We start from the raw sequence: 21,234 nt of genomic DNA, 5'->3' as shown, positions 1-21,234 counted from the left end.
CATGACCTCCGAACGTCTGCGGTTCTGCCCCTTCTGCCCCGCCGCTCCCGGCGACGATCCGGCCGAGGTGGACCCGGCCGCCATCGTGCAGCGCTGGCCCGAGGCGACGGCGTTCTACCCGCGCCGGCGTGCCATCCCCGGTCACGTGATCGTCGCCCCGCACGCGCACGTGGAATCCGGACACCGTGACCCGCTGGTCACCGGCTACGCCGCGGCGTGCGCGGCCGAGCTGGCCGCGCAGCTGGGCTATCGGGAGTACAACCTGATCCAGTCCTCCGGCCGGTGCGCGACGCAGACGGTTCCACATCTTCACTGGCACCTGGTGCCCCGCTCCCCCGACGACGGGTTGCCGCTGCCGTGGACACCGCACCAGCAGCGGGAGCGGGCGGAGGTGCCGGCGTGATCCGGGTCGTGCAGGCCCGCGAGCCGCTTCCCGCGGCGGCCGCGCCGAGCGTGTTCCTCGCCGGGCCGACCGCGGTAGCCGGCGGGCCGGTGCCGTCGTGGCGGCCGGCGGCGCTCGAACTGCTCGGCCAGTGCTGGCGCGAGCCGGAGCCGCTGGTGGTGCTGACGCCGGAAAACCCGGTCCGCGCGGCGCGGTACCGGGATCAATTCGAGTGGGAGAACGCGGCGCGGGCAGTGGCTACCGTGGTCCTGTTCTGGATTCCGCGGGACCTGGTGCACATGCCGGGGATGACGACGAACGTGGAGTTCGGGCACGACGTGGCGGCCGGGCGAACCGTGGTGCTCGGTTGTCCCCCGGACTGTCCGGACCCGCGGCGGAACCGGTACTTGATCCACCTGGGCCGCGCGTACGGGATGCCGGTGTGCGCCACGCTCCCGGACACAGTGGAGGCGGCGGCCAGCCTGGCCGCCGCCTCCACTCGCTTGGGTTCTTCTCGGGGTCGCGGGTCGGTCCTACGCTGCGGAGCGGGACCGGCCGGATATCAGCCGGCCGGTCCCCCGTCCCCTACTCATGCCCCGCCGAAGTCGTGACCAGGTGCGACCAGCGGCGGCCGCATCCGGGCCGGTTGCACCGGTAGCGGTGGCTGTGCTGGTGCGGTCCGGACGGCCAGCTCCGGCGGCCGCGGTAGACGCCTCCGGTCAGCCTGCCGCCGGTTTGCCCGCAGGCCGGGCACGTGTCCGGCGGCCGCTCGGGAGCGGCGCTGGTGGCTGATTCAGGCATGAACACCTCCCGTGGTCTGGGCCTCGGCCTGCTGCCGGGCCCGCTCTTGAAGCGCGCGGATCGCGTTGTCCAGGTCCTCCAGGTAGAAGCCCTTCGGGTTGCTGCCGGGGGCCAGGTTGGTGTCCCGGCTCTTGGCGATCAGGCCGCCGGACGCCTCCCGGAGGGCCCTGGTCAAGCCGTTCTTGTCCACCGCGTGACCGCGTTCGCCGAGGTAGCGGACGATCTCCTCCCCCGAGGCGCGGGCCTGCTCGCGGCCGGCGGCGCTGGAGGCGGACAGCACGGCCTCCCGCGTGGCCAGCAGCAACGCGGGAACGCCTTCGGTCTCGTTCCGGCGGAGGATCTGCTGGTCCCGTTCGCGCAGCTGCGGGCGGGTCGCGGCGCGCTCGGCGGCGCGCTGGGCGGCCTCCTCGCGGGTGGTGCGGTCGAATCGGACCAGGACCGGGAGGGGTTCGACGCCGAGGACGAACGCCTTACCGGCGTCGCCGGGGTCGTTGTCCGCGGCCTGGCGGAAGTGCTGCGGGCGAACGCCCTGCTCACGCAGCGATTTCGGCAGGGCCTCGGCGTCCTCGTCGGACATGCCAAGGTAGATCTTGATGTGGACCTGGGAGCCGATCAGGGCCGATCCCATCATCTCCTTGACCTTGCGCTGGTTCGCCAGGATGGCGAACACACCGGCTTTCGCGCCGTAGGTGACGACGTACTCCACCAGCAGGCGCAGCCGCGGAATGGCGGCCACCAGGCCGTACTCGTCAATCACCACGGCGTGCGCGGGGCCGTCCGTCTCCGGGTTCCAGTCCCGCGCGCCGAGCTGGGCCGTCCGGTCCTCGATCAGGGTTTTGGCGTCGGTCAGCAGCCGCTCCGCGGCCACGTAGTCCTGGCCGCCGACGTACTTCCTCAGCACGGGCTCCCACGTCCGCACGTCGGGGCCGGCCGAGAGGTCCAGGCCGTCCACCACGACGTCACCGGCCGCGGTCAGCGCGTCCAGAATGTCGTGGAGGGCGTTCGACTTCCCGGAGCGGGTGCGCCCGATGAGGAGAATGTGGCGCGCGAACAGGGCCAGGGCCAGGCGGCCGCCGTCGAAACGGGTGGCCAGCTCGACCGGCTGGCGCACGCTCAGCGACAGCGGCGGCCGCCGCGGTGCCGCGCTCGGCGTAGCCAGCAGGTCGGCCATGACGATCCGCAGTGTCCGCACCCGCGCGGCCCGGTTCTCCGGCGAGAGCACCAGCCCGCCCACCGGCGTGTTCAGGAACCGCTCCAGGTCCTCCAGCTTGCCCTCGGTGATCTTTTCGAGCACGGCAACCACCACGGTCCAGCCCCAACCGGCCGGGTCGCGCTGGACATCGTGGACCTTCGCGCGGAGTTTCAGGTCCGCGAACGCCTCCTTGAGCGTGGCTTTCACCCCGGAGTCCGAGCTGGACAGCTCCAGGCCGGCGGGCATCTCGGCCGTCTGGACCTCCTCCTCGGTCTCCTCCTGCTCGACCCGTCCGGCGATGGCCAGCAGCGGCACCACCACCGCGGCCGCGGCCGGGTAGGACCACCAGGGCAGGGCCTCCACCAGGTCGTCTCCCCAGAATTCGACCGCGCCGTAGCTGGCCGCGCCGACCAGGCAGAGCCCGGCGACCGCGCGGGCCCGCTCGCGGCGCAGCTCCTTCCGGGCCGCGCGGGCCTTGGCGGGGTCGGTCTCCTTCATGCCGCGGATCAGCTCCGGCATGTCCGGCTGCCAGACGATCCGGTACACCGCGCGCACGGTCGCGCCGAGGCCGCGCACGGTCCACCACAGCCGGACACGAAGCCAGCCGCCGGCGGTGCGGGCCTGCCGTCGCCGAGCTTCCCGGCGGTCGGCTCGGCGCACCAGCTCCGCGCCGTTGATCTGGCCGTTTACCGCCAGTGGAGCTCGGCGGCGCGGCCGTTGAAACCGCCGCGGGGCGGGCACCACCTCCATACCCGGAATCGGCGTCTCCTCCGGCCGGTCCAGCCGTTCCGACTGGGCGTGCACGTAGCCGGGGTGCGGGTAGCCGTAGGGCGGGTACTGCTGTTCCTGCTGGTAGTACGCCTGGTTCGGGTAGCCGTAGGGCTGGTGAACCTGCTGCGGGCCGGTCTCCGGGCCGGGCTGCTGCCAGTTGTAGGCGCTGGTGTGCGGCACCTGGCCGGGGTGTTCGGGCTGCTGCGGGTAGTCGGCCACCTGGCCGACCAGGCCGGGCTGGTCCGTCGTCATCGCCGGGGCCGTCGCGCCTTCGGCGTACGGCTGACCGTGACCGCGGGCCTGGCGGGCCTGCTCGAAACTCACCACCACGTTCTCCTCCACGTCCCTCTCCTCTCTCTCGATCAGGCCGCGGCCTGGCTGGTGTTCGGTCGCTGCTGGAAGTAGTCCCGGATCTCGCGGGCCCGCTTCGGCGAGCAGCGCAACGCGGTCCGCAGGTTGTCCGCGGTGATCTGCTCCGGGGTCCAGCCCTTCGCCTCGATCAGCTCGGCCGCCTCGCGCCGAAGCTGCTCGATCGGCTTCCCGCGAGCGGATCGGCGGCGGATCGGGTGAACCGATCGGCTGGCGTCCTTGGTGGTGTCCGCGGTCCGCTCGATCGGCTCCGACTCGGCGGCCGGGGCCTGCTCGATCGGCTCACCGGAACCGATCGGGCCGGGCTGCTCGATCGACTCCGGAGCCGATCGGGTCGGCTCGATCGGATCGGTTGCCGGGGCCTCGATCGGATCGGCCGCGCCGTTCTCGATCGGCTCGGGCCGGGTGTCCGATCGGCGTCCGATCGACCGGAACAACCTCCGGCGGCGGATCGGATGGCCCTGGTCATCGGTGGATCGGCTGGCTTCGATCGGCTCCCCCGGCTCGATCGGATCGGCTTCGCTCGGCAGGGCCGCGGTGATCGGCTCGGCGACCTCGCGGACCCGATCCGGGCCGAGCAGCAGCGCTCCGGCGGCCAGGATGCCCTCGGCCTCGGCGCGGATCTCGCGGGCGGCCTCGATCTCGGATCGGGCCCGATCGGCCAACGCCCGATTGCTCGAATCGATCGACTCCCGGACCGCCTTGGCGAACCGCCGGCGGTTGCGCCGCCCGAAGGCGCGCCGGGTCTCGCGCTCGATCCGGACCCGATCCAGCGCCAGCTCGGCGTCCTCGATCCGATCCCGCACCGCCACCCGGTAGGCCAGCAGCGTCCGCACCGGGAACAGGAGAACCTGGTCCAGCGGGAACCGCGGCCGCACCGGCCGAGCCCGGAGCTTGCCGTCCTCGTGCAGCTTCGCGCGGCGCTGCCACCACTCGTGAATCTCCCAGGACGTCGGCCCGAGGATCGACAGCGCGGCCAGCACCACGCCGTTGTGCTGCCAGTTCGACCAGGCGGAGAAGGCGATCACGGCCCACATGAGCAGCCGGGCGCGGAGCGCGCGGTCCCGGTGCTCCCCCGCGGCGCGGGCAATCGCGCCCATCGCCAGGCCCAGGACCTCCAGCGCGGTAGCGCCGGTGACCGCGAACGGCCACGCCAGTCCCCTACCGCCCTGGTCAACCGGGCCGGAGAGGTAGCCGGCCTGCCCGTACCAGGCCGTCACCACCGCCGAGAACACCAGCAGCAGCACCAGGCGACCGGCCAACGCGGCCTGGAACCGTTCCCGCCATGCCTTCCGGGCTGCCCGTCGACGAGCACGGTTGCCCTCCCGCGTGGTCTTCCGCGTGGTCTTCCGCGTGGTGCGCTTGAGCTGGGCTTTCTTCTGCTTGCGCTCCTCGGCCGCCTCGGCTGCCTCGGCCTCCAGCTGGGCCAGCTCCAGCTCCTCCCGGCGAACCCGGAGCCGCCGCTCCTCCGCCGCGTCAGCAAGGCGGATCTCCGCCTCTACCTCCGCAAGTACCGCCGTCACCTGGTTCTCCTCCGTCGTGCCGTTGTGCTGTCGTGCTGCTGGGTTACGCCTGGTCAGCAACCCAAAAAGCGCCATTTTTCGCGCCCTTTCATTCGATGACCCGTGCGTACGGGTCGCTGTTCTGCACCCACCAGCGGCACCACTGCCGCACCGCCTCGGGGTCCTGCGCGGCCACGTAGTTCTGGAGCAGGTGCGCCCGGAACGTCTCGGCGGCCTTCTGGCCGGCCTGCTGGGTGTGGCACTCCATCGGCAACGTCAGGTCGGCCTCCTGGCCGTGCACCGTGATGCACCAGGCCCGCAGGTCGAGCGTCATCGACAGCGCGTAGCCCTGCGGGTTCGTCTTCACCCGGAACCGCGGCCACACCGACACGTGACCGTCGCCGATATCCAGGCACGGCACCGTGACCGCGAACCCGCTGCGCGCGGAGTCGTCCAGGTCCAGCAGCTCGTCCGCCACGAACAACAACGGCGGTTTGCTGACCGGCGTCGGCTGGTTCATCGCCGATCACCACCGCGGCACGCCAGCCCGACGACCAGGACGAACACCGCGCACAGGCCGACCTCCAGCACCGTCTGGCCAACGCCGCGGCCGAACCACTCCCCCGTCAGCGCGACCACGCCGAGCAGGAACAGGAAGGCGAGGAAACCGGCTCCGAGGGCCAGGAACAGGCCGCCGTCTCCCACGGTGTCCACGTGCGGGTTCTTCCGGCGCATCAGACCCTCACCCCCGCCAGGGGCCGCCCGTAAGCGGAGGTCTCCGCGGTCTCCTTCGCGGCCTGCGCCAGGTCGGCGACCTCGGCGGCCGCGCGGTTCATCGCGCCACCGAGCCGGGCCGAGCCGTCCAGGATTAGGGAGCTGACCAGCCGGAACACCGGCCCGTCCTGCGCGGACGCGCCGACCAGCAGGCCCGCGGCACCGCCGAGCGGACCGGCGATCAGGTAACCGGCCACCGCGCCGACCAGCGCGCCGGACACCCGCGCCACGAGGTTGAGCAGCAGCACCGCCACCGCGGCCGCGACGTAGGCCGCCGACCAGCGCCAGGTGGGCAGCACCGCGAGAGCTTCACGAACGCCGGTGGTGGTCATGCCGCCTGCTCCTCGCGCTCGAGGAGCAGGGTCGAGGTGACCGGGCCGAAGGTGCGCGCCAGCTGCCGGCGGACTTCACGGCGGTGGGTGCGGTGTTCGGCGTGCCGGTCCGACGCGGCCGCGCGGGACAGGTAGCGGGTGATCTGGCGGTATTCGGTCAGTTCGGCCAGCAGCGGCTCCGGGATCACTTCGCCCTGGGCCAGGTACGTCTCGGCCGACTCGACACCGACCGCGAGCAGGGCCGCACGGTCGCGCAGCTCCTCCAGCCGAGCCGGGTTGACCTGCTCCACCGCTCGCCGAGCGGCACCACCTGAGATGATGGGTTCCACGGGGACCGTCCTCCTTCAAACGTCGGTCTCCAGGCCCCGGCAGGTGTTACCAGCACCCGCCGGGGCCGCTTTTTTGGTTTTGGGCTCACCGCCCGTGGTGGCGCGGTGACGAGGACTACCCTCACATGACAAACGATCAGTTGTCAATACGGCGCGCCAGGTTGTTAAATGAGGCGAACCGACGACCGACCAGGAGTTGACCTGTGACCACGCCCGACCCGACAAAAGTGGCCGCCGACCTGCGGCAACGCATCTTGTCGAGAGAGTTTGAGCCCGGCCACGTTCTCCCCCGTGAGGACGACCTGGCCAGCCAGCTCGGCGTGAACCGCTCGACGGTTCGCCGGGCCTACCGCCTACTCCGGGAGCAACACCTGGTCGAGCCACGGAAAAACCGCGGAACCGTGGTACTCGACCCCACCGGCCGCGACCGGCTCACCCGGTCCGCCATCGAACGCGACGCACGCGGCTACTACCTCCAGTCCGGCGGCCGCCGGCATCAGCTCCTCCACCACTACGGAGTCCAGCTCGGCGAAGCACCGCCCGACGTCGCGCACCTGCTCAACATCGAGCCCGGCGCGGAGGTGGTGATCCGGGACCGCACCCTGGGCCAGCCGCGCAACCTGGCCGAGGGACGCAACCACGACCAGCCCATGATCCTGTCCACCACCTACCTCCCCGGCTGGGTGGCCGAGGAGGTTCCCGCGGTGAAGAAGGCCGATCCCGGCCCCGGCGGCATTTACGACCGCATCGAGGAGACCCTGGGCGGCCCGCTGGCCTGGCACATGATCGTTACCGCCGAGCTGGCGACCGCGGAGACCAGTAAGCGCCTGTCCATCGCGCGCACCTCGGCTGTTCTCCGCCAGCAGCGCGTGACCTCGCTCCCCGATGGCCGGCCCGTCGAAGTCCTGGACCAGCGCGTCTCCGGCGACAAGTTCGAGATTGACCACCCGATCCCCCGCGCGGACTCGGCGGCCTGGCCGCGGACTGACGGGAGCTGACCATGCCGTACACCACGCCAGTCCCTGGTGGACCGCCGACACGCGCATGTCGGGTTGCCCTGTTCAGGGGTGGCTCCGGTGCGAGGATCAACCGCTAGACAGACCAAAGGCCCGGTCCGGGAGTTGGCAGCTCCCAGCCGGGCCCTCGGTGAAACCCAGATGACACGCGGCGGCGGGGGGAACCGCCTGCAAAGCATCGGCCACAAGTCTTAGGGCGCTTTCACCACCGTCCGAGGGTATAGGACCGGGCCGACGTTTTGCAGACTCCTCCCCCGGCGTGTGTCACGGTCCACGCAAGGGAACGTGATGAACGAACCGCTTCGCCACCTTGATCAAGGGGAGCTTTCACCCCTAGATCGACTGCGCGAAGTGAGCACAGTCGGCAAGCACCACCTCCGCCTCCCGACGCTGCTCCTTCGCTCCCGCAACCACCCCGCTACCTCGGTCGCTGTATTTCTACTGATCGACAGCAGGTCGGGCCCGGCCTCCCCCGCAGTAATGCGGCGAGAGGTCGGCGCGGCCCGGCTGGGGTTCTCCACACAGCAGTGGAAACGGGCAATGGCCCCGTTGCTGCGCGACCACAACAACAGCAAGGGCCAAGAACCCGCGTTCGTCCAGAACCACCGGCGAGGCCAAGGCCGAGCGTCAGCCCGAACCGTGGTCACGGCTGCGCAGTACGTCAAGATCCCTGTTCACTCGCTGGACAAGCTGGTGGCCGAGGAGAACGGGATCAGCCCGAAGGCCCTTCGACTGCTCGGCGCGGTCTGGGAGTTGCAACCGAAGAACAACGACGGCGGTACCAGGCCCCCGTGGTGTGAGGTCTCCGCCGCGGATCTGGCGAAGACGGCCGGGGTATCACCGGTGACCGTGCCCGCGCTCCGCCAAGAGCTGGAGGAGGCCGGAATGGTGCTGGTGGACGTCGCGGACGGACGCGCGGCCGTGATCTTGCCCCTGGCGCGAGAGCTGGACACCGAGGAGCGCGAGGAGTTGACCGAATGCCTTCGCGGGGTACTTGCCGAGCGTGATGGCGACCGCACCCCATACCGCCCCCGAACTGGGAAGCCCACCACCGACGAGGCGACCACCGATGACGACGAAACCACCCCCAAAAACCGAGACGTCAACGCTTCTACCAGCGGAAACGACTCAGGCGAACCGGAGACCCGACCAGTTGAGTTTGTGGAGCGATCAAGCGCCGAACACCGGCGGAACCTGGTCCGGGGCTGGAAAACCGGAGCCGCGGGAGGTCAGCATGGAGCGACCGCGTAACGCTGGCCGAGAGGACACCGTGAACGCCGACGCGATTGTCTGGGCACTGACCGTCGAACCGCCGGGGGCGGCCGAGCTGGGCCTACTCGTCCACCTCTCCCGGCGGGTTGGCGATGACTTCGCCGTAGAGCTGAGTCTGAACAACGAGGCCAAGAAGCTCCACAGCACCACCGGCACCCTCTCCCGAGCCTTGAACAACTTGGCCAGGGCCGACCTGGTGACCGTGGAGAAGTTGGACAAGGTGCACGGGGTCTATGAGGCCGGCCGCGGCAAGGTCGTCCGGCTGAACCATCCCAATGCCCCGCATATGAGCCCGGAGCAGGTCGCAGAGCGCGCCGAAGACCGCCGACGCCGCGCGGAACTTCGCGCCAGCCTCCCCGAGGAGGTGTGGGAGGCCCTGAAACCGTCCCGTACGAAGCGCGGGCACGCCGACGATGAGGACGCCACTCCCTCCGCTCCCATGATCTCCAGACGCGAACGTGGCGGCCTCCGGCTGCTTACTGCCGGCCCGTCGCCTACACCGACCGCACGGCCAGACTCCCCGCCGGATCAGCGAGCCGTCCGCTAGCAACAGATCCGCAGGTCAAGCCCGCCTTTGGCACCAGCCAAGGGCGGGCTTTTTTCTTGTCGAACGCACGTCGGAGGCACCCCCAGAAATCGGGACCAAACCACCCCCAAAAAACGGGACCAAACCACCCCTAGAAATCGGGACCAAACCACCCCCAAAAAACGGGACCAAACCACCCCTTGAAACCGAGACCACAACCGCCCTAGGAAGCCGCCATGAATCCCCAGGTCAGAGCCATCTTTTCGGCGCTCGGAGTGCAGTTGCCTCCCACTGGGTTCTCCCACTGAACTCCCCCACTGGGTTCTCCCACTGGGTTCTCCCCTTGAGGGCACGCTGCCCTCAAACTCCCTGCGAGGCCCTATGAACCGGCTTCGCCGGCCCACAGGGCAACGATTTTCTTGGTTCATTTTCCGTAGGTGGTGACGTTCACGGTGCAAGTTGAGCAACAGAAGTTACGCAACGTAACGCGCGCGCGAGCTGGGACGCCCGCCACTGGCGAACGCCGCTGAAAACGTCCAGAAGGCCAAGGGACCCCTCCCCCGCCTCCGAGACCCCCGACAAGACCAGTTCGGCCGTCTCCGTCGCTTCTGGAGCCCCAGGAAGCGGACCCATGATCGACTCTCCGCGGTCAACCCGACCCCGCGCCAGTTTGGAATCGGGGAGACTCCCCCATGACGCAGCCAAAGACCAACGTGTCCGCTTAGGTCGATGACAGCCAGGAATCCGCCTTAGAGCGCAACTCAGGGCCCAAAATGCTCCAGTCGCCAGACCGAGCAGGTTCGACTTTGATTTTTGAGAAAATCAAATACATTTTAATTTTCTCAACATAAAAAGTCTTCCGAACGGGGCAAGGTGACCCCTCCCCTGGTCATTAGCGCTTTGACCTGGGCTTTTTGCGAAAACGTCGGGGTTGATCGACCCGGCCGGCGCGGGGGAAGGGAAGTAATCATGTGTGATAACCCGCCTTACATCAGCCCCTGGCCTGCGGGTTTACCTCGATCTCGGCCCGGCCTGCTTGCCTGTTGGGTGGGTCCGGTCGCCTTCTCCCCTGGTTCCGCGGGCCGGGCCGAGGCCGCGGAGGTCGTTTCCGCTCCCCTGCTAGCCAGCTGGCCCGAAGGTCGAGCCGGGCCCCACTCCCCTGGTCGGCCGTCCTGGTGCTCGCCGCGGGGGTCCAGGATCGCCGCGTCGAAGATCCACTCCCCTCCCCCGGCGCTCGGGCCGGTTGGGACTGGCGTTGCCGCTTGGGGTTCGGCGGGGGCGTGGCGCGTGCCGAACCAGGGGAGCGTGGCGAAGTTGAGCGTTGGGGGAGGGGAGCGGTTCCGGGCCGAGGTTCGGGCCGGCGGCTCCGGAGCTCGAGCCCCGGAGCGGTTCCGAAGAGGACAGCAGGAGCGAGAGCAGGAGCGGCCGAGCGAGGTTCACGGCCTCGGCCGCCGGCCGCCGCGGATCGAAATCGGTCGGCGAAATGATCGTTTTCGGACCCCTCCCCACCCAAGCGAAAACCGCTCTTTTCGCAGGTCGAGGCCACCAAGCGGGTTACTCCAAACGGGTTACAGGCTCCCCTGCCCTACCGGTGCCTCCGCGCTCCCCCGCTGCATTGTCAAGCACGCGGCGGCCGCGGCGGCCCGCCGCACGGGTTTTCGCGGGTCCGCAGCAGGGGAGGCGGGGGAGGGGTGCCGCGTGCTTATCCGCTTGGTCGCAGGTCACCCGCCCATCCGGGCCGCTTAGAAACGCTGGGCTTGCGTACACGCCCACGCGGGACAACGCGCCATGCTCCACGGTCACCACGCGGTGCTTCACCCAAGCATCCACCCGAATGGAGGGGTTGCGCAATGACTACTGAAGTAGTCAAATAGTGACTACTGAAGTAGTCAAACGGAGAGGGGATCAAGACCATGAGCGAGCACGACCAGAAGCGCAGGGAAGCCGCGGCGGACTACGTGCGCGAGGTCTTCCCGGAGGAGGTGGCCGCCGCGGTGATCGGGGAGAACGAGGAAGGCGACGCCTTCGGCGCGGTGGCCTGGCATCTGCACCAGGCCGAGGAAGCCGGCCACGACCCGCTGGCCGTCCTGGCAGCGATCGAGGAGGAGGACGTGGCGTGGTCGGTGAACGCGAACAACCCGGCCGCGTTCATCGCCTCGAAGATCGACTACTGACCATCGGGGACTAAACGGGGACTAATAGGGGAGTGAACGGGAAGTGAACCGCGGAGTGAAAAAGACCCACTTGACCAGCATCGGCCAGCCAGCACGCCAGCACACTATGTCCGTGCTGCTGGACCTGCTGCCCGCCCGCCTCACCCGGCGGAGCCCGGCCTGGCGCGACCTCGGAGGCTGGACGCTCGACCCCGCCCACGCCGACGACCCGCGCACCCCGGACCTGTGCGAACCGGACACCTGGCGGACCCGCCTCAATCCCTGGTGGACCAACTCCGGGCCTTGGCGACCCGCCGGAGTCCCGGCCCACGGGATCTACCACCGGTCCGGCCCGGACGGCCTCACCGACTGGGCGGCCGCGGTGGACGGCTGGATGATCTGGCGCTGGCGTGGCCCGCGCATGACCTGGCGCTCCGAGCTGGTCAGCCCGTGGAATCCGATCAGGGCCCAACGAGGGGTGATCCTGGACGAGCTGGTCAACCTCGCCCCGGAGTTCGAGGACGCGGAGGAGTGGATCGGCGAAGCGATCCACACCGGCCGGAAACCGGCCGGGTACTTCGGCATCCGCCAGCATCCCGCCATGCCCCGCTCGGCCATGCGCAGCTGGGCCGAGCAGGCCACCGAGGAGGGCCTGGTGGTGCGGCTCCAGCGGCCCGGCTGCTGGGCCTTCGCCGCACAGCCCGGCACGCTCGCCGACCGCTTCGACCTGCCCGGCCTGGCGACCGAGTACCGCCGGGTGCTGCCCGGCGACCTGGGGGAGCGCGCCGCGGCGGACCTGCTGGCCTGGGGCCATCTGGAGCTGATCGACGCCGCCGAGCAGCACGGAGAACTACCGAAGGTGGTCCGCGGCCTGGTGTTCGGCTACCCGCCCGAGGTGACCGCCGGCGTGCTGCTCACCGAGCCCCACTGGGCCGTCCATCGCAGCGAAGGCGCGGAGTTCGGCGCGTACTGCCCCCGCTGCGATCCCACCCGAACCCGCCGAAATACTCGCCATGACCAGTGACAACCCATCAGCACGCCAGCACACCACCCGGAAGGAACCCACCGTGAGCGATCACGACCGCCCCAAGTACGCCGCCGATTTCGTCGCCTTCTCCACCGATGACCACGGCGTCCCGCACGTGGCCCTCATTAAGCGCAAGAAGAACCCGCACGCCGGTTCCTGGGCACTGCCCGGCGGCCACGTGGACGGCCCCCACGAGTCCAGCCGCACGGCCGCTGTCCGCGAACTGGCGGAGGAGACCGGCCTGGACGCCAGCACCACCACCGCGTCCCAGGTGGGCGTGTTCGACACACCCGGCCGCGATGCCCGCGGCTGGTACGTCGCCGTGGTCTACACCGACTTCCTCCCCGGAATGCCGCCGATCTTCGCCGCCGATGACGCCGCCGATGCCCGGTGGTTCCCGCTGGCGTCGGTGAACACCGCCACGCCGCTGGCGTTCGACCACATGGACATGATCGAGGCCGCCGCCGCGGTCCTGATCCAGAACCGTCCCGACCTGGCGGACTCGATCACCGATGCCCTCCGCCGCTCGTGACGAACCCGCCCGCCACTGTCACGACCACCCCAGAGAGGACCCCATGCGAAACGACCTGCTGACCGTCGCGGCCGCCCTGGCCGCCGCGGCCGCGCTCGACAACCCCGACGACCCCGACCGGGAGCGGCACCTGGCCACCGTCACCGAGGCCGCCGGCACCGTGCGCGAACTGGCCGCGTGGCTGGTCGGCGACGCGACCGACGCCCTGGCCTGGGCCCTGTACCACCACGGCAACCTCAGCCAGGACAAGGTGGCCCGCCTGCTCGGCTACGGCCGCGAGGACGGCGGCCGGGTCGTCCGGATGGTCCAGGAACGCCTCCGCCGCGAACAGGCCCGCCGCGTCGGGGACGTCGCCCTGGCCCTCGTGCAGGCCGCCCGCACCGGCCCCGCCGACCGGCTCACCGTCCCGGCCGCACCGCCCAAGGTGGACACCGCGGCGAACGCGGCCGCCGTCGCCGAGCTGCACGCCGCCGCGGCCGCCGACGCCGAAACCGGCTCGATCGACCGCACCCGGACCGCGCTCGCCGCGCTCGCCGACCTCTGGGGCACCGCCAAGGCCGGCGGCCTGCTCGGCGACCTCGGCCACACCGCGTACCGCGCGGTGTACGACCGCGCCGACGACACCGAAACCACCACCTCACCAGGTACGGACCACCAGCCCACCAGCACACCAGCGGGGGAGGGGAGCGCATGAACAACACCGTCCGCCTCCTCCTGCTCGGCGCGCTGGCCGGCCTGATCGTCGCCCTGTTCTTCGGCGTGATCCGGCTGTCCTACCCGCACACCCCCGGCCTCGGCCCCACCACCGCGGCCGCCCCCGCCGCCCCGGCGGCACCGCGGCCGCCGATCGCGCACCCGGCCCGCCCGGACGTCTCCGGCCCCTGGATCGTCGCCGACTCCTCGGCCATGACCTGTTGCGACACCAGCGGCCGCCCGCTGGACCGGCCGGTCCCCACCGTGCGGTGCCTGCCCGTCGACGAGTTCCACGCCAGCCCCCGCCCGGCGCACCCGCATTACTGGGTGATCCCGCTCAAGGGCTCGGTACCCGAACCCGGCGAAGAACCGCGGTACGCACCAGGCGAGGACTGCCCCGGCGAGTGAGGAGGGACGCGACGATGAACAGCCACGACGCCGCGGAGTTCTGGGCCGACCACACCCGCGCCGGCCAGCTGGAGACCGGCGCGCGGATCGTGGACCCGAACCAGAGCGACGTCTGGGACCACCTGGTCCAGGTCGAGCACGTCACCGACCCGGACGCCGCCGGCATGGTCACCGTCACCGGCCGCCGCGGCTCCGGTGAAGCGTGCCAGCTCCAGCTGGCCGCGGACTGGCCCGTCCAGCGCTGGACCTCCGAACTGGCCATCTTCGAGGCCGCCGTACTCGGCACCGAACACACCCGCCTTTTCGGGCCCGCCAGCAGCACCAACCCACCAGCACACCAGCACACAGACGACCGGCCCGGCCGGTCGGGGACGCCCTGACAAGCCACCCCGACCGCGCCGGACCGGCGAACCCGAACACGCGATGAACCGAGAGGACGACACACGATCATGGCCAGGAAATCCAACGCCTGCGACGACTGCGGAGCGACCACAGGCCAGCTCCACAACACCAGTTGCAAGCACCACCCGAACAACATCCCGCCGACCCGCATCCACCCCACCGTCATGGGGATCTGCGGCGCTCACGGCAAACAGAATTGCGAGCTGTGCACCACCGCACCGCGCTACGAGGACGACCCGCAGTTCTGGGACCAGGTGCTTGGCGACGACTGACAACCGGCCGGCCGGTCGGGGACGCCCTGACAAGCCACCCCGACCGCGCCGGACCGGCGGACCCCGAACACGCGTTGAAGGAGAACGGAGTCACCGCTGATGATCCCGCACCACGTCCGCGGCCACACAGCCGCGGCCACGCTTGAACCCGGCGGCCAGCCGCCGCTGGAGGGCCTGGAGAACCTGCCACGCCAGTCCCCACGGTGGGGCGGCGGAGCTGTCCACTACTGGCGGAACCGCTCGGCCTCGCCGAGGCCACCGGCCGAGGAACCGCCGGCGCTGTGGGCCGTCGAGGAGATCCCGGCCGCCGAGCCCGAACACCGCCCGTGCGCGGACCGCGCGTGGCCGACCCACCGTGCCCTCCACCTGGTTGGCCTCGGCCAGATCGTGCTGTCGGCCAGCCCGTACACCGCCGAGGCGGATCTGGCTGACACCTGGTGCAACCTGCGCCAGGACCGCCGCAAGCACGACACCACCGGCGGGTTCTTCGGCCTCGCCGAGGAGAACGCCGTCCGCGAACTCGAACGCGCCGGCCTGGTCGCCCTCGGCCGTCGCCTGATCCGCGTCCGCTCCGGCCGCTACTTCTTCACCGCTCGCCGCGTCGAACTCACCCCGGCCGGCCGTGCCCTGTGGCAGCGCTGGGCGCACCTGGTGGACCCGCAGATCCGGCGGGAGGCCGAGCTGGCCACCGCCATGCACGTCTGGAGGTTGAGGAACCGATGACCCGCCGAACCTTCCGCGGCGCGGCCGCGGCCGCCGTCGTCCTGGCGCTGCTCGCCGGATGCACCCCGCCCCGGACCCCCACCAGCTCCGCGGCCGCCGGCACCACCACGGCCGCGCCGACCACCAGCACCAGCCCGGCCGCGCCCGGCGGCCAGGTCCGCCTGGACCGGCTGCCCGCCGGCACTCCGGCCGCCGCCGAGGCCCGGACCCTGCTCGCGCAGCTGCGCGAAGCCGCGCCCGGCCCGATGGACGGCTACGAACGCGACTGCGACAAGGGCAAGGCGTGCGTGTTCGGTCGCCCGTGGATCGACACCGACGGCGACGGCTGCGACCAGCGATCGCAAGTGCTGGCCCGCGACCTGGACGACGTGCAGCGCAAACCCGGCCGCGGCCGCTGCAAGGTCACCGCCGGCGTGCTGCACGACCCGTACACCAGCACCGAGGTTCCGCTGGCCAAGGTCCAGATTGACCACGTTGTCCCGCTCGCCGCCCAGTGGCGGGCCGGGGCCGCGGCCTGGCCGCTGGAGCGGCGCATCCAGGCCGCCAACGACCTCGGGAACCTGCTCGCGGTGCAGGACAAGGCCAACGCGAGAGACAAGCGGGACAAGACGGCCGACCAGTACATGCCGCCCGCGTTCGCGTGCGGGTACAGCCGGATTTACACCGGCGTCAAGGCCCGGTACGGCCTCGCCGTCACCGCGGCCGAGCGGGCCGCGCTCACGAAGGGACTGGCCACATGTCCGCAGTGAGCAGCGGCAACCCATCAGAACACCAGCACACCGGGGGAGGGGAGACCCCGCCTCGGGCCTGGCTCCGAGTGCTGATCGCGGCCCCCGGCACGGGCAAGAGCACGTGGTGTCGTGACCGCGCCGAGCTGGGCGCGGTGCTCTCGACCGACCGCGCCCGCGCCGAGATCGGCACCGGCGAGGAGGACCAGGCGGCCTCGGCCGCGGCGTTCGATCTCGTCCAGGCGCGCGCCGCCGACCACCTGGCCGCCGGGCGAGACGTCACGATCGACGCGACCGGGGCCCACCCGCGGGACCGAGCCCGATGGCGGGCACTTGCCGCCGAGCACGGCGCGGCACCGGTCGCGGTCCGGCTCCGGTGCTCACTGCTGGAGACGTTGCGCCGCAACCGATCCCGGCCGCGGAGAGTGCCGGCGCTGGTGGTGGTGCGGATGTGGTGGACCGTGCGGACCCTGACCCGCCGGCGGCTCCGGCGCGAAGGGTTCGCCGAGGTGTACGACGTGGCCACGTAGAACAGCAGCCGGCCCCCGGTCCATCGCGGACCGGGGGCCGGCTGCTTGTTCGCTCTCGAGGACGGCCCCGCGCCTACTTCGCGCCCTTGCCCTTCGTGACCTCGGCCAGCAGCCCGCGCAGCTGGTCCACCGTCGCCGCGGCCGACGTCGCCGCGGCCAGCTCGGTCGTCAACCGCTCGACCTCGGCGCGGGCCCTGGTGACGTCGCCGCGCAGCTGCTCCACGGTGCGGTTCGCCTCCGTGAGCTGCCCGCCGGTCTGCTCGACCTCGGCGCGGGCCTCGGCCAGCTCCCGCTCGGCGGTGTCCGCGCGCCCCTTCTCCACGGCAGTCTCGGCGCGGGCCCCGGTGACGTCGCTGCGCAGCTGCTCCACGGTGCCGTTCGCCTCGGTCAGCTCGGCCTGGACCTCGGCCAGCCGCTCCTCGGCGCGCGTCGCCGCCCCGCGGGCCTCGGCCGCGGCCGCGCGCTCCTGTTCCGCCTCGGCCGCCTTCGCCGTCGCCGTGGCCTCGAACTGCTGGCGGGCCTTCTCGGCGGCCGTCGCCTCGGCCTCGGCTGCCGCGGCCTTGCGGTCAAGTTCCTTGTTCCGCTTCTCCAGCCCCTTGGCCTCCTCGGCCAACGTGTTGAACCGGTCCGTCATCGCCTTGAGGTTCCCGGACACCGCTTCCGCCTTCGCCTCGGCCGCGGCCCGCTTGCCCTCGTGCTCGACGGTCTTCCGCCAGGCCGCGCTCACCTCCCGCTCCTTCTCGGCCTCGGCCTCGCGCGCCATGCGCTTGGCGGCCATGACGTCCTCGCGGGCCTGCGTCACCTCGGCCCGGTCCCGCTCCGACTGGCGGATTGCCTTGGCCCGCTCGCCTTCGGCTTCCTCGGCCCGCGCGACCGCCCGCAGGGTCGTCTCCTCGGCGTCGGTGATCCGGGCCAGCGCCCCGGACTCCACCCCGCGCACCGCGCCGGCGTGCTCGGTCAGCCGCACAGCCAGCCCGTCCAGCACCTCCAGCAGCGGCTCCGATACCTCCCGGTACGTCGCCAGCGGCACGTCCAGCCCGGCCGCCTGCTCGGCCTGCTTCGCCTCGGCCTCCATCTCCCGGCAGGACTTCCCGCCCGGCGGCCACTGGCGGTCCTTGCAGAACTCCAGCGGCCGCCCCCGGCCCTTCTGGGCCGGCAACCGGCGGTCGCACTTGCGATATCCGCAGATGCGGACGGGGGCCGAATCAGGTTCGGGGGAGGTCACGGCAGGCTCAGTCATACCCATCACTCTACGGCGACTTTTAATTTTGAGGAAGTCAAAACACTTGTTAGATTATTAAAAATAAAAGTCCAGCCCAACGAGTGAAGATCAAGACGAAAAACAAGGGCTGAGTTCGCCTGAGACGCGATAACGTGAGGCCGGATGTGTAGACACATACCGGAGACTCTGGCGCACGGCAGGGAAGGGAAGTCACCCCGGCGCCTCCTTCGCCTCTCCGGTGTCTCGTCCGGCAAAACGTAGGGGCGGCCTGGTCGAACTACCACTGCGGGGGAGGGGAGTCGGTCCACCGGCAGAACGTTCGGCCCATTTATCATGTGTGATTAACCGCCACCGGCGGGGCGTGGCCAGTACCGACACCAGCAGGACGGAACCGTGGCAGACGGACGCAGCTTCTCCACCACCTGTGACTCCGAGCTGGAGCGCGCTGTCCGCGCCAAGGTCAAGGCCGAGAAGAAGCGCGAAGGCGAATGGTGGACCGACGCCCTGGCCGAAGTCCACGAGATCAAGGACCCCGCGGCGCGCCGCGATGCCCGCGCCGCCCTGGAGGCCGAACGGCTTCGCCGCCGGTACTCGGGAGAGTGCCCGGCCAGCCGGGACGCGCTGCTGGCCTACCACCTGGAGAAGGTCCTGGCCGAGAACGGCTGGAACAGGAAGTACAAGCCGATCCCAGTGGGCAAGGCCAGCATTCCCGGCCGCCGCGTCGGCGTCGAACTCGCCTCCGGCCGCGCCGGCGACGGCCAGGGCCGCCTGGCCTGCAACCTGCCGCGCCAGCTGTGGGAACAGGTCCGCCGCGCGGCCTACTGGGAATCCCAGCCCGCCGAGCGCGAGCTACAAGCCTGGGCCGATCGATTCGGCGACGGCCTGGGCGCGGCCGACCGCATCGGCGGGCCAGAAGGACTCGCCATCGCCATGAGCCTGGCGTTCGGCAAAGGCCCGCGCCAGGAGGACATGGCCCGCCGCCGCGAACTGCGCGGAAAGATCATCACCACCGGGGACATACTCCGCGCGGCCGCCGAACGAGCCACCCGCGGCTGAGCACCGCCACCACCGGCAAAAACCGGGCCGGCACTGCTCCAATGGACCAATAATCATGTGTGATAACCCGCCAGACCATGCCGTTTGACCTGGTGTTTCATTTGACATAGCCCGCTACAGTGGTCGCATGACTACGCAAGGAAGCACAGACCCGGCCGACACGGCGCACCTGCGCGCGGGGGACCGGATCACCTTGGAGGAACTGGTCACGCACCTGTCCGCGGCCGCGGTCTGGCTGCGCCAGCTGGCGGTGGCCGCCGAGCGGCCGGCGGTGCCGGTCGAGCTGGAGCAGGTCTGCGACGAGCTGAGCGGCCAGGCCAGCCGGATCTCCGGCTTGGCGGAGACCCTGGCCGAGGTGGACAACATCATCACCGAGGAGCGGCCGCTGGCCCGCACCTTCGGCGGGACCGAGCCCTGGGGCTTCGCCGCGTACGGGGCGGACACCGACAAGACCCGGTACGGAAAACGGCTCTCCACTGTGCTCACACATCACCAGGTCGCCGCGCTGGCCCGGCCGGACACGCCGTGGCGGGCCGACCAGGCCGAGCCCGGTATCCCGTACCTGGAGGGCCTGGACGGGCTGCCCGAGCTGGACCGGTGGGAGTCCAAACGCGCCGACAAGCGCCGGGCGGCCGAACGGGAGAAGCGCATCCGCGAGCAGACCCGCGCCGAGCCGTGCACCACGTGCGGAGCCGAGCCCGGCCGTGAGTGCCAGACCCGAACCGGTCGGCTGGCCGAGATGCCCCACCAGGCCCGCCGCCAGGCCGCGGTGGCCACGATCGACGGCACTGCCGAACCTGCGGCGGCCTCGGCGTGAAGATCCGCATCATGTGCACCGCCGCGGAGGCCGAGACCACCGTGGCCCGACTCCGCCGGGAGTTCGACGTCCAGGAAGTCTCCGAGCCCCGCCCCAACCGCGGCACGAGCACCCTGGTTCGGGTCTACGTTGAGTGCGCCAGTCCCCTCACAGACGGAGGCCCGCAGCTGTGACCAGCACCAGACCGACAGCACACCACCACACCGAGGAGCGCTCAACCCGATGAGCAGCGACACCGCGAACCTGAGCACCGACGACTTGGCCGCCGCGGTGCGGGCACGTGCCGCCGGAAGCCCGCCGGACGAAGCCGCCGCCGATCTGCTGATCAGCGGCGGCTGGCTCGACCGGGCCGACTTCCGTCTGTTCGTGGACTACACCGACGACCCCGACCTGACCGGCGACGGGTCGCCGCTGGCCCGTGTTCTGTGGGCCGACGTCGTGGCCGCGCTCGACTCCGGGGAGCTGCGCGCCTCCGGAGGCCCTGGGCGAACCCTGCGGATCGCCGCCAGCCTCGGCGGCGGCGTGCCCGTCAACCTCCGGGAGAACGCCACCAACAGCCTCGGCCGTGCCCACGCCGCCGACGTCGCGGCCGCGATCACCCACGCCACCACAAGCTGACACGCCTTCCACCTGCATGAGCCCACCAGCACGCCAGCACACCCGCCCCGGTCGCGGCGCTCCTTCGCCGCGGCCGGGTGTGGGACACTGGCCAGCAGACGACGACGGGAGGTGATGCTGGGTGTCCGCAGTCGCCGACCTCCAGCACCCGCTGGGCCCGCACACCGTAGACGAGTGGCGTACCGCCGACCGGCCCGACGACGGCGGCCGCCTTGAGCTGATTTGGGGTTACTGGCACGTGTCGCCGCCTCCTGGAGGTCCCCACCAGTACGCCACCGGGGCCCTGTACAGGGCACTGTGGGACGCGGTGAAGGCCGCCGGCCGGACCGATCTGTACCCGGTGCTCGGCGTCGGCGTCGAGATCACCACGGCACTCCGAACCGCGCTCATCCCGGACGTGGCGCTCCTTCGGCGGCCGCCGACCGCCACCAGCTTCCCGGCCGAGGACCTGGAGCTGGCGGTGGAAGTCTGGTCACCGGGCAACACCGCGGCCGAACGGGAGACCAAGGTGGCCGCCTACGCCGAGGCCGGCATCCCGTTCCTGTGGTTGCTCGAGTTCGCCCGCGGCGGTCGGGTCGAGCTGCGCGCCTTGCAGCTCCACAGCGCGGGCGGCTACCGCGAGCGCCCGCACCGCACCGCCGGCGCGGAGATCGAGCTGGCCGGCCCCGTCCCGGTCCGGATCGCCCTGGCCGAGCTGACCCCCTGATCGGCTGAACCTGGATGGTCCGACGTCGAAAACGGGCCGTTTCCACGAGTAGTAGACAAGACGCACCCCGAGGGCCCCGCC

At 71.0% G+C, this 21,234-nt stretch carries 27 protein-coding genes; 19 read left to right on the top strand and 8 right to left on the bottom strand.

Going from position 1 to position 21,234, the window contains the following annotated elements; translation table 11 throughout:
- The first annotated feature begins 1 nt into the window (after window position 1).
- Complete coding sequence (locus AVR91_RS04220) at window positions 2-403, top strand: HIT family protein (RefSeq protein ID WP_083737368.1); 402 nt, start codon at window positions 2-4, stop codon at window positions 401-403.
- Window positions 400-993, top strand: coding sequence for a nucleoside 2-deoxyribosyltransferase domain-containing protein (locus tag AVR91_RS04215; RefSeq protein ID WP_083737366.1), 594 nt, complete (start codon window positions 400-402; stop codon window positions 991-993). The genes AVR91_RS04220 and AVR91_RS04215 overlap by 4 nt, the downstream gene beginning before the upstream one ends.
- Here the strand turns inward: AVR91_RS04215 and AVR91_RS42660 are convergent.
- From AVR91_RS42660 to AVR91_RS04185, 7 genes are all read right to left on the bottom strand, one after another.
- Complete coding sequence (locus AVR91_RS42660) at window positions 968-1,183, bottom strand: hypothetical protein (RefSeq protein ID WP_143253876.1); 216 nt, start codon at window positions 1,181-1,183, stop codon at window positions 968-970. The genes AVR91_RS04215 and AVR91_RS42660 overlap by 26 nt on opposite strands.
- Window positions 1,176-3,488: a hypothetical protein gene (locus tag AVR91_RS04210; RefSeq protein WP_063276393.1), complete on the bottom strand. Its 2,313-nt coding sequence runs from the start codon at window positions 3,486-3,488 to the stop codon at window positions 1,176-1,178. Before AVR91_RS04210 ends, AVR91_RS42660 begins: the two co-directional genes overlap by 8 nt.
- A gap of 20 nt (window positions 3,489-3,508) precedes the next feature.
- The gene (locus tag AVR91_RS04205; RefSeq protein WP_063276394.1) at window positions 3,509-5,038 is read right to left on the bottom strand and encodes a DUF2637 domain-containing protein; all 1,530 of its coding nucleotides are present in this window, start codon (window positions 5,036-5,038) and stop codon (window positions 3,509-3,511) included.
- 88 nt (window positions 5,039-5,126) lie between these two features.
- Window positions 5,127-5,537, bottom strand: a complete 411-nt coding sequence (locus AVR91_RS04200) for a hypothetical protein (RefSeq protein ID WP_063276395.1) — start codon at window positions 5,535-5,537, stop codon at window positions 5,127-5,129.
- Complete coding sequence (locus AVR91_RS04195) at window positions 5,534-5,752, bottom strand: hypothetical protein (RefSeq protein WP_063276396.1); 219 nt, start codon at window positions 5,750-5,752, stop codon at window positions 5,534-5,536. Before AVR91_RS04195 ends, AVR91_RS04200 begins: the two co-directional genes overlap by 4 nt.
- Window positions 5,752-6,123 carry a hypothetical protein gene (locus AVR91_RS04190; protein ID WP_063276397.1) on the bottom strand — a complete coding sequence of 124 codons (372 nt, stop codon included), beginning with the start codon at window positions 6,121-6,123 and terminating at the stop codon, window positions 5,752-5,754. The genes AVR91_RS04195 and AVR91_RS04190 overlap by 1 nt, the downstream gene beginning before the upstream one ends.
- On the bottom strand, window positions 6,120-6,452 hold the full coding sequence (locus tag AVR91_RS04185; protein WP_143253875.1) for a hypothetical protein: 333 nt from the start codon (window positions 6,450-6,452) through the stop codon (window positions 6,120-6,122). Before AVR91_RS04185 ends, AVR91_RS04190 begins: the two co-directional genes overlap by 4 nt.
- 203 nt (window positions 6,453-6,655) lie before the next feature.
- Here AVR91_RS04185 and AVR91_RS04180 point away from each other — a divergent pair, with 203 nt between their 5' ends.
- The 13 genes from AVR91_RS04180 (at window position 6,656) to AVR91_RS04120 (ending at window position 16,734) form a co-directional block, all read left to right on the top strand.
- Window positions 6,656-7,450, top strand: coding sequence for a GntR family transcriptional regulator (locus tag AVR91_RS04180; protein ID WP_083737364.1), 795 nt, complete (start codon window positions 6,656-6,658; stop codon window positions 7,448-7,450).
- 558 nt (window positions 7,451-8,008) lie between these two features.
- Window positions 8,009-8,719, top strand: a complete 711-nt coding sequence (locus AVR91_RS04175; protein WP_063276400.1) for a helix-turn-helix domain-containing protein — start codon at window positions 8,009-8,011, stop codon at window positions 8,717-8,719.
- On the top strand, window positions 8,703-9,287 hold the full coding sequence (locus AVR91_RS04170; protein WP_076857253.1) for a cyclic nucleotide-binding domain-containing protein: 585 nt from the start codon (window positions 8,703-8,705) through the stop codon (window positions 9,285-9,287). Before AVR91_RS04175 ends, AVR91_RS04170 begins: the two co-directional genes overlap by 17 nt.
- 1,892 nt (window positions 9,288-11,179) lie before the next feature.
- Window positions 11,180-11,440 carry a hypothetical protein gene (locus AVR91_RS04165; protein ID WP_063276402.1) on the top strand — a complete coding sequence of 87 codons (261 nt, stop codon included), beginning with the start codon at window positions 11,180-11,182 and terminating at the stop codon, window positions 11,438-11,440.
- Between the two features lie 112 nt (window positions 11,441-11,552).
- A complete protein-coding gene (locus AVR91_RS04160; RefSeq protein WP_143253874.1) occupies window positions 11,553-12,443 on the top strand; it encodes a hypothetical protein in 891 nt (296 codons plus the stop codon).
- 43 nt (window positions 12,444-12,486) lie between these two features.
- Window positions 12,487-12,978 carry an NUDIX domain-containing protein gene (locus AVR91_RS04155; RefSeq protein WP_063823204.1) on the top strand — a complete coding sequence of 164 codons (492 nt, stop codon included), beginning with the start codon at window positions 12,487-12,489 and terminating at the stop codon, window positions 12,976-12,978.
- Between the two features lie 43 nt (window positions 12,979-13,021).
- Window positions 13,022-13,672 carry a hypothetical protein gene (locus AVR91_RS04150; RefSeq protein ID WP_063276404.1) on the top strand — a complete coding sequence of 217 codons (651 nt, stop codon included), beginning with the start codon at window positions 13,022-13,024 and terminating at the stop codon, window positions 13,670-13,672.
- Window positions 13,669-14,079: a hypothetical protein gene (locus AVR91_RS04145; protein WP_063276405.1), complete on the top strand. Its 411-nt coding sequence runs from the start codon at window positions 13,669-13,671 to the stop codon at window positions 14,077-14,079. The genes AVR91_RS04150 and AVR91_RS04145 overlap by 4 nt, the downstream gene beginning before the upstream one ends.
- Window positions 14,080-14,093: 14 nt before the next feature.
- A complete protein-coding gene (locus AVR91_RS04140) occupies window positions 14,094-14,459 on the top strand; it encodes a hypothetical protein (protein WP_063276406.1) in 366 nt (121 codons plus the stop codon).
- 69 nt (window positions 14,460-14,528) lie between these two features.
- Entirely contained in the window at window positions 14,529-14,753 is a 225-nt protein-coding gene (locus AVR91_RS04135) for a hypothetical protein (RefSeq protein ID WP_063276407.1), read from the top strand.
- A 99-nt stretch (window positions 14,754-14,852) separates the two neighbouring features.
- Window positions 14,853-15,476: a hypothetical protein gene (locus tag AVR91_RS42655; protein WP_063276408.1), complete on the top strand. Its 624-nt coding sequence runs from the start codon at window positions 14,853-14,855 to the stop codon at window positions 15,474-15,476.
- The gene (locus AVR91_RS04125) at window positions 15,473-16,225 is read left to right on the top strand and encodes an HNH endonuclease family protein (protein WP_063276409.1); all 753 of its coding nucleotides are present in this window, start codon (window positions 15,473-15,475) and stop codon (window positions 16,223-16,225) included. The genes AVR91_RS42655 and AVR91_RS04125 overlap by 4 nt, the downstream gene beginning before the upstream one ends.
- Window positions 16,213-16,734, top strand: a complete 522-nt coding sequence (locus AVR91_RS04120) for an AAA family ATPase (protein WP_083737358.1) — start codon at window positions 16,213-16,215, stop codon at window positions 16,732-16,734. The genes AVR91_RS04125 and AVR91_RS04120 overlap by 13 nt, the downstream gene beginning before the upstream one ends.
- Before the next feature lie 73 nt (window positions 16,735-16,807).
- Here AVR91_RS04120 and AVR91_RS04115 read toward each other — a convergent pair whose 3' ends face one another.
- Window positions 16,808-17,974 (bottom strand): coiled-coil domain-containing protein, encoded by a 1,167-nt coding sequence (locus AVR91_RS04115; RefSeq protein WP_143253873.1) that lies wholly within the window; start codon window positions 17,972-17,974, stop codon window positions 16,808-16,810.
- Window positions 17,975-18,349: 375 nt separating this feature from the next.
- On the opposite strand from AVR91_RS04115, the gene AVR91_RS04110 reads away from it, so the two are divergent.
- The 4 genes from AVR91_RS04110 (at window position 18,350) to AVR91_RS04095 (ending at window position 21,153) form a co-directional block, all read left to right on the top strand.
- Window positions 18,350-19,012, top strand: coding sequence for a hypothetical protein (locus AVR91_RS04110; protein WP_063276358.1), 663 nt, complete (start codon window positions 18,350-18,352; stop codon window positions 19,010-19,012).
- 127 nt (window positions 19,013-19,139) lie between these two features.
- Window positions 19,140-19,829: a zinc finger domain-containing protein gene (locus AVR91_RS04105; protein WP_063276359.1), complete on the top strand. Its 690-nt coding sequence runs from the start codon at window positions 19,140-19,142 to the stop codon at window positions 19,827-19,829.
- Between the two features lie 222 nt (window positions 19,830-20,051).
- Window positions 20,052-20,447, top strand: a complete 396-nt coding sequence (locus AVR91_RS04100) for a hypothetical protein (RefSeq protein ID WP_063276360.1) — start codon at window positions 20,052-20,054, stop codon at window positions 20,445-20,447.
- A 121-nt stretch (window positions 20,448-20,568) separates the two neighbouring features.
- Window positions 20,569-21,153 (top strand): Uma2 family endonuclease, encoded by a 585-nt coding sequence (locus AVR91_RS04095; RefSeq protein WP_063276361.1) that lies wholly within the window; start codon window positions 20,569-20,571, stop codon window positions 21,151-21,153.
- The last annotated feature ends 81 nt before the right edge of the window (window positions 21,154-21,234 follow it).

The organism is Amycolatopsis keratiniphila subsp. keratiniphila, assembly GCF_001620365.2.
In the GTDB taxonomy this organism is placed as follows: Bacteria; Actinomycetota; Actinomycetes; order Mycobacteriales; family Pseudonocardiaceae; genus Amycolatopsis; species Amycolatopsis keratiniphila.
The sequence above is the reverse complement of the archived record's forward strand: the minus strand, read 5'-3'. Positions and strand labels throughout refer to the sequence as shown.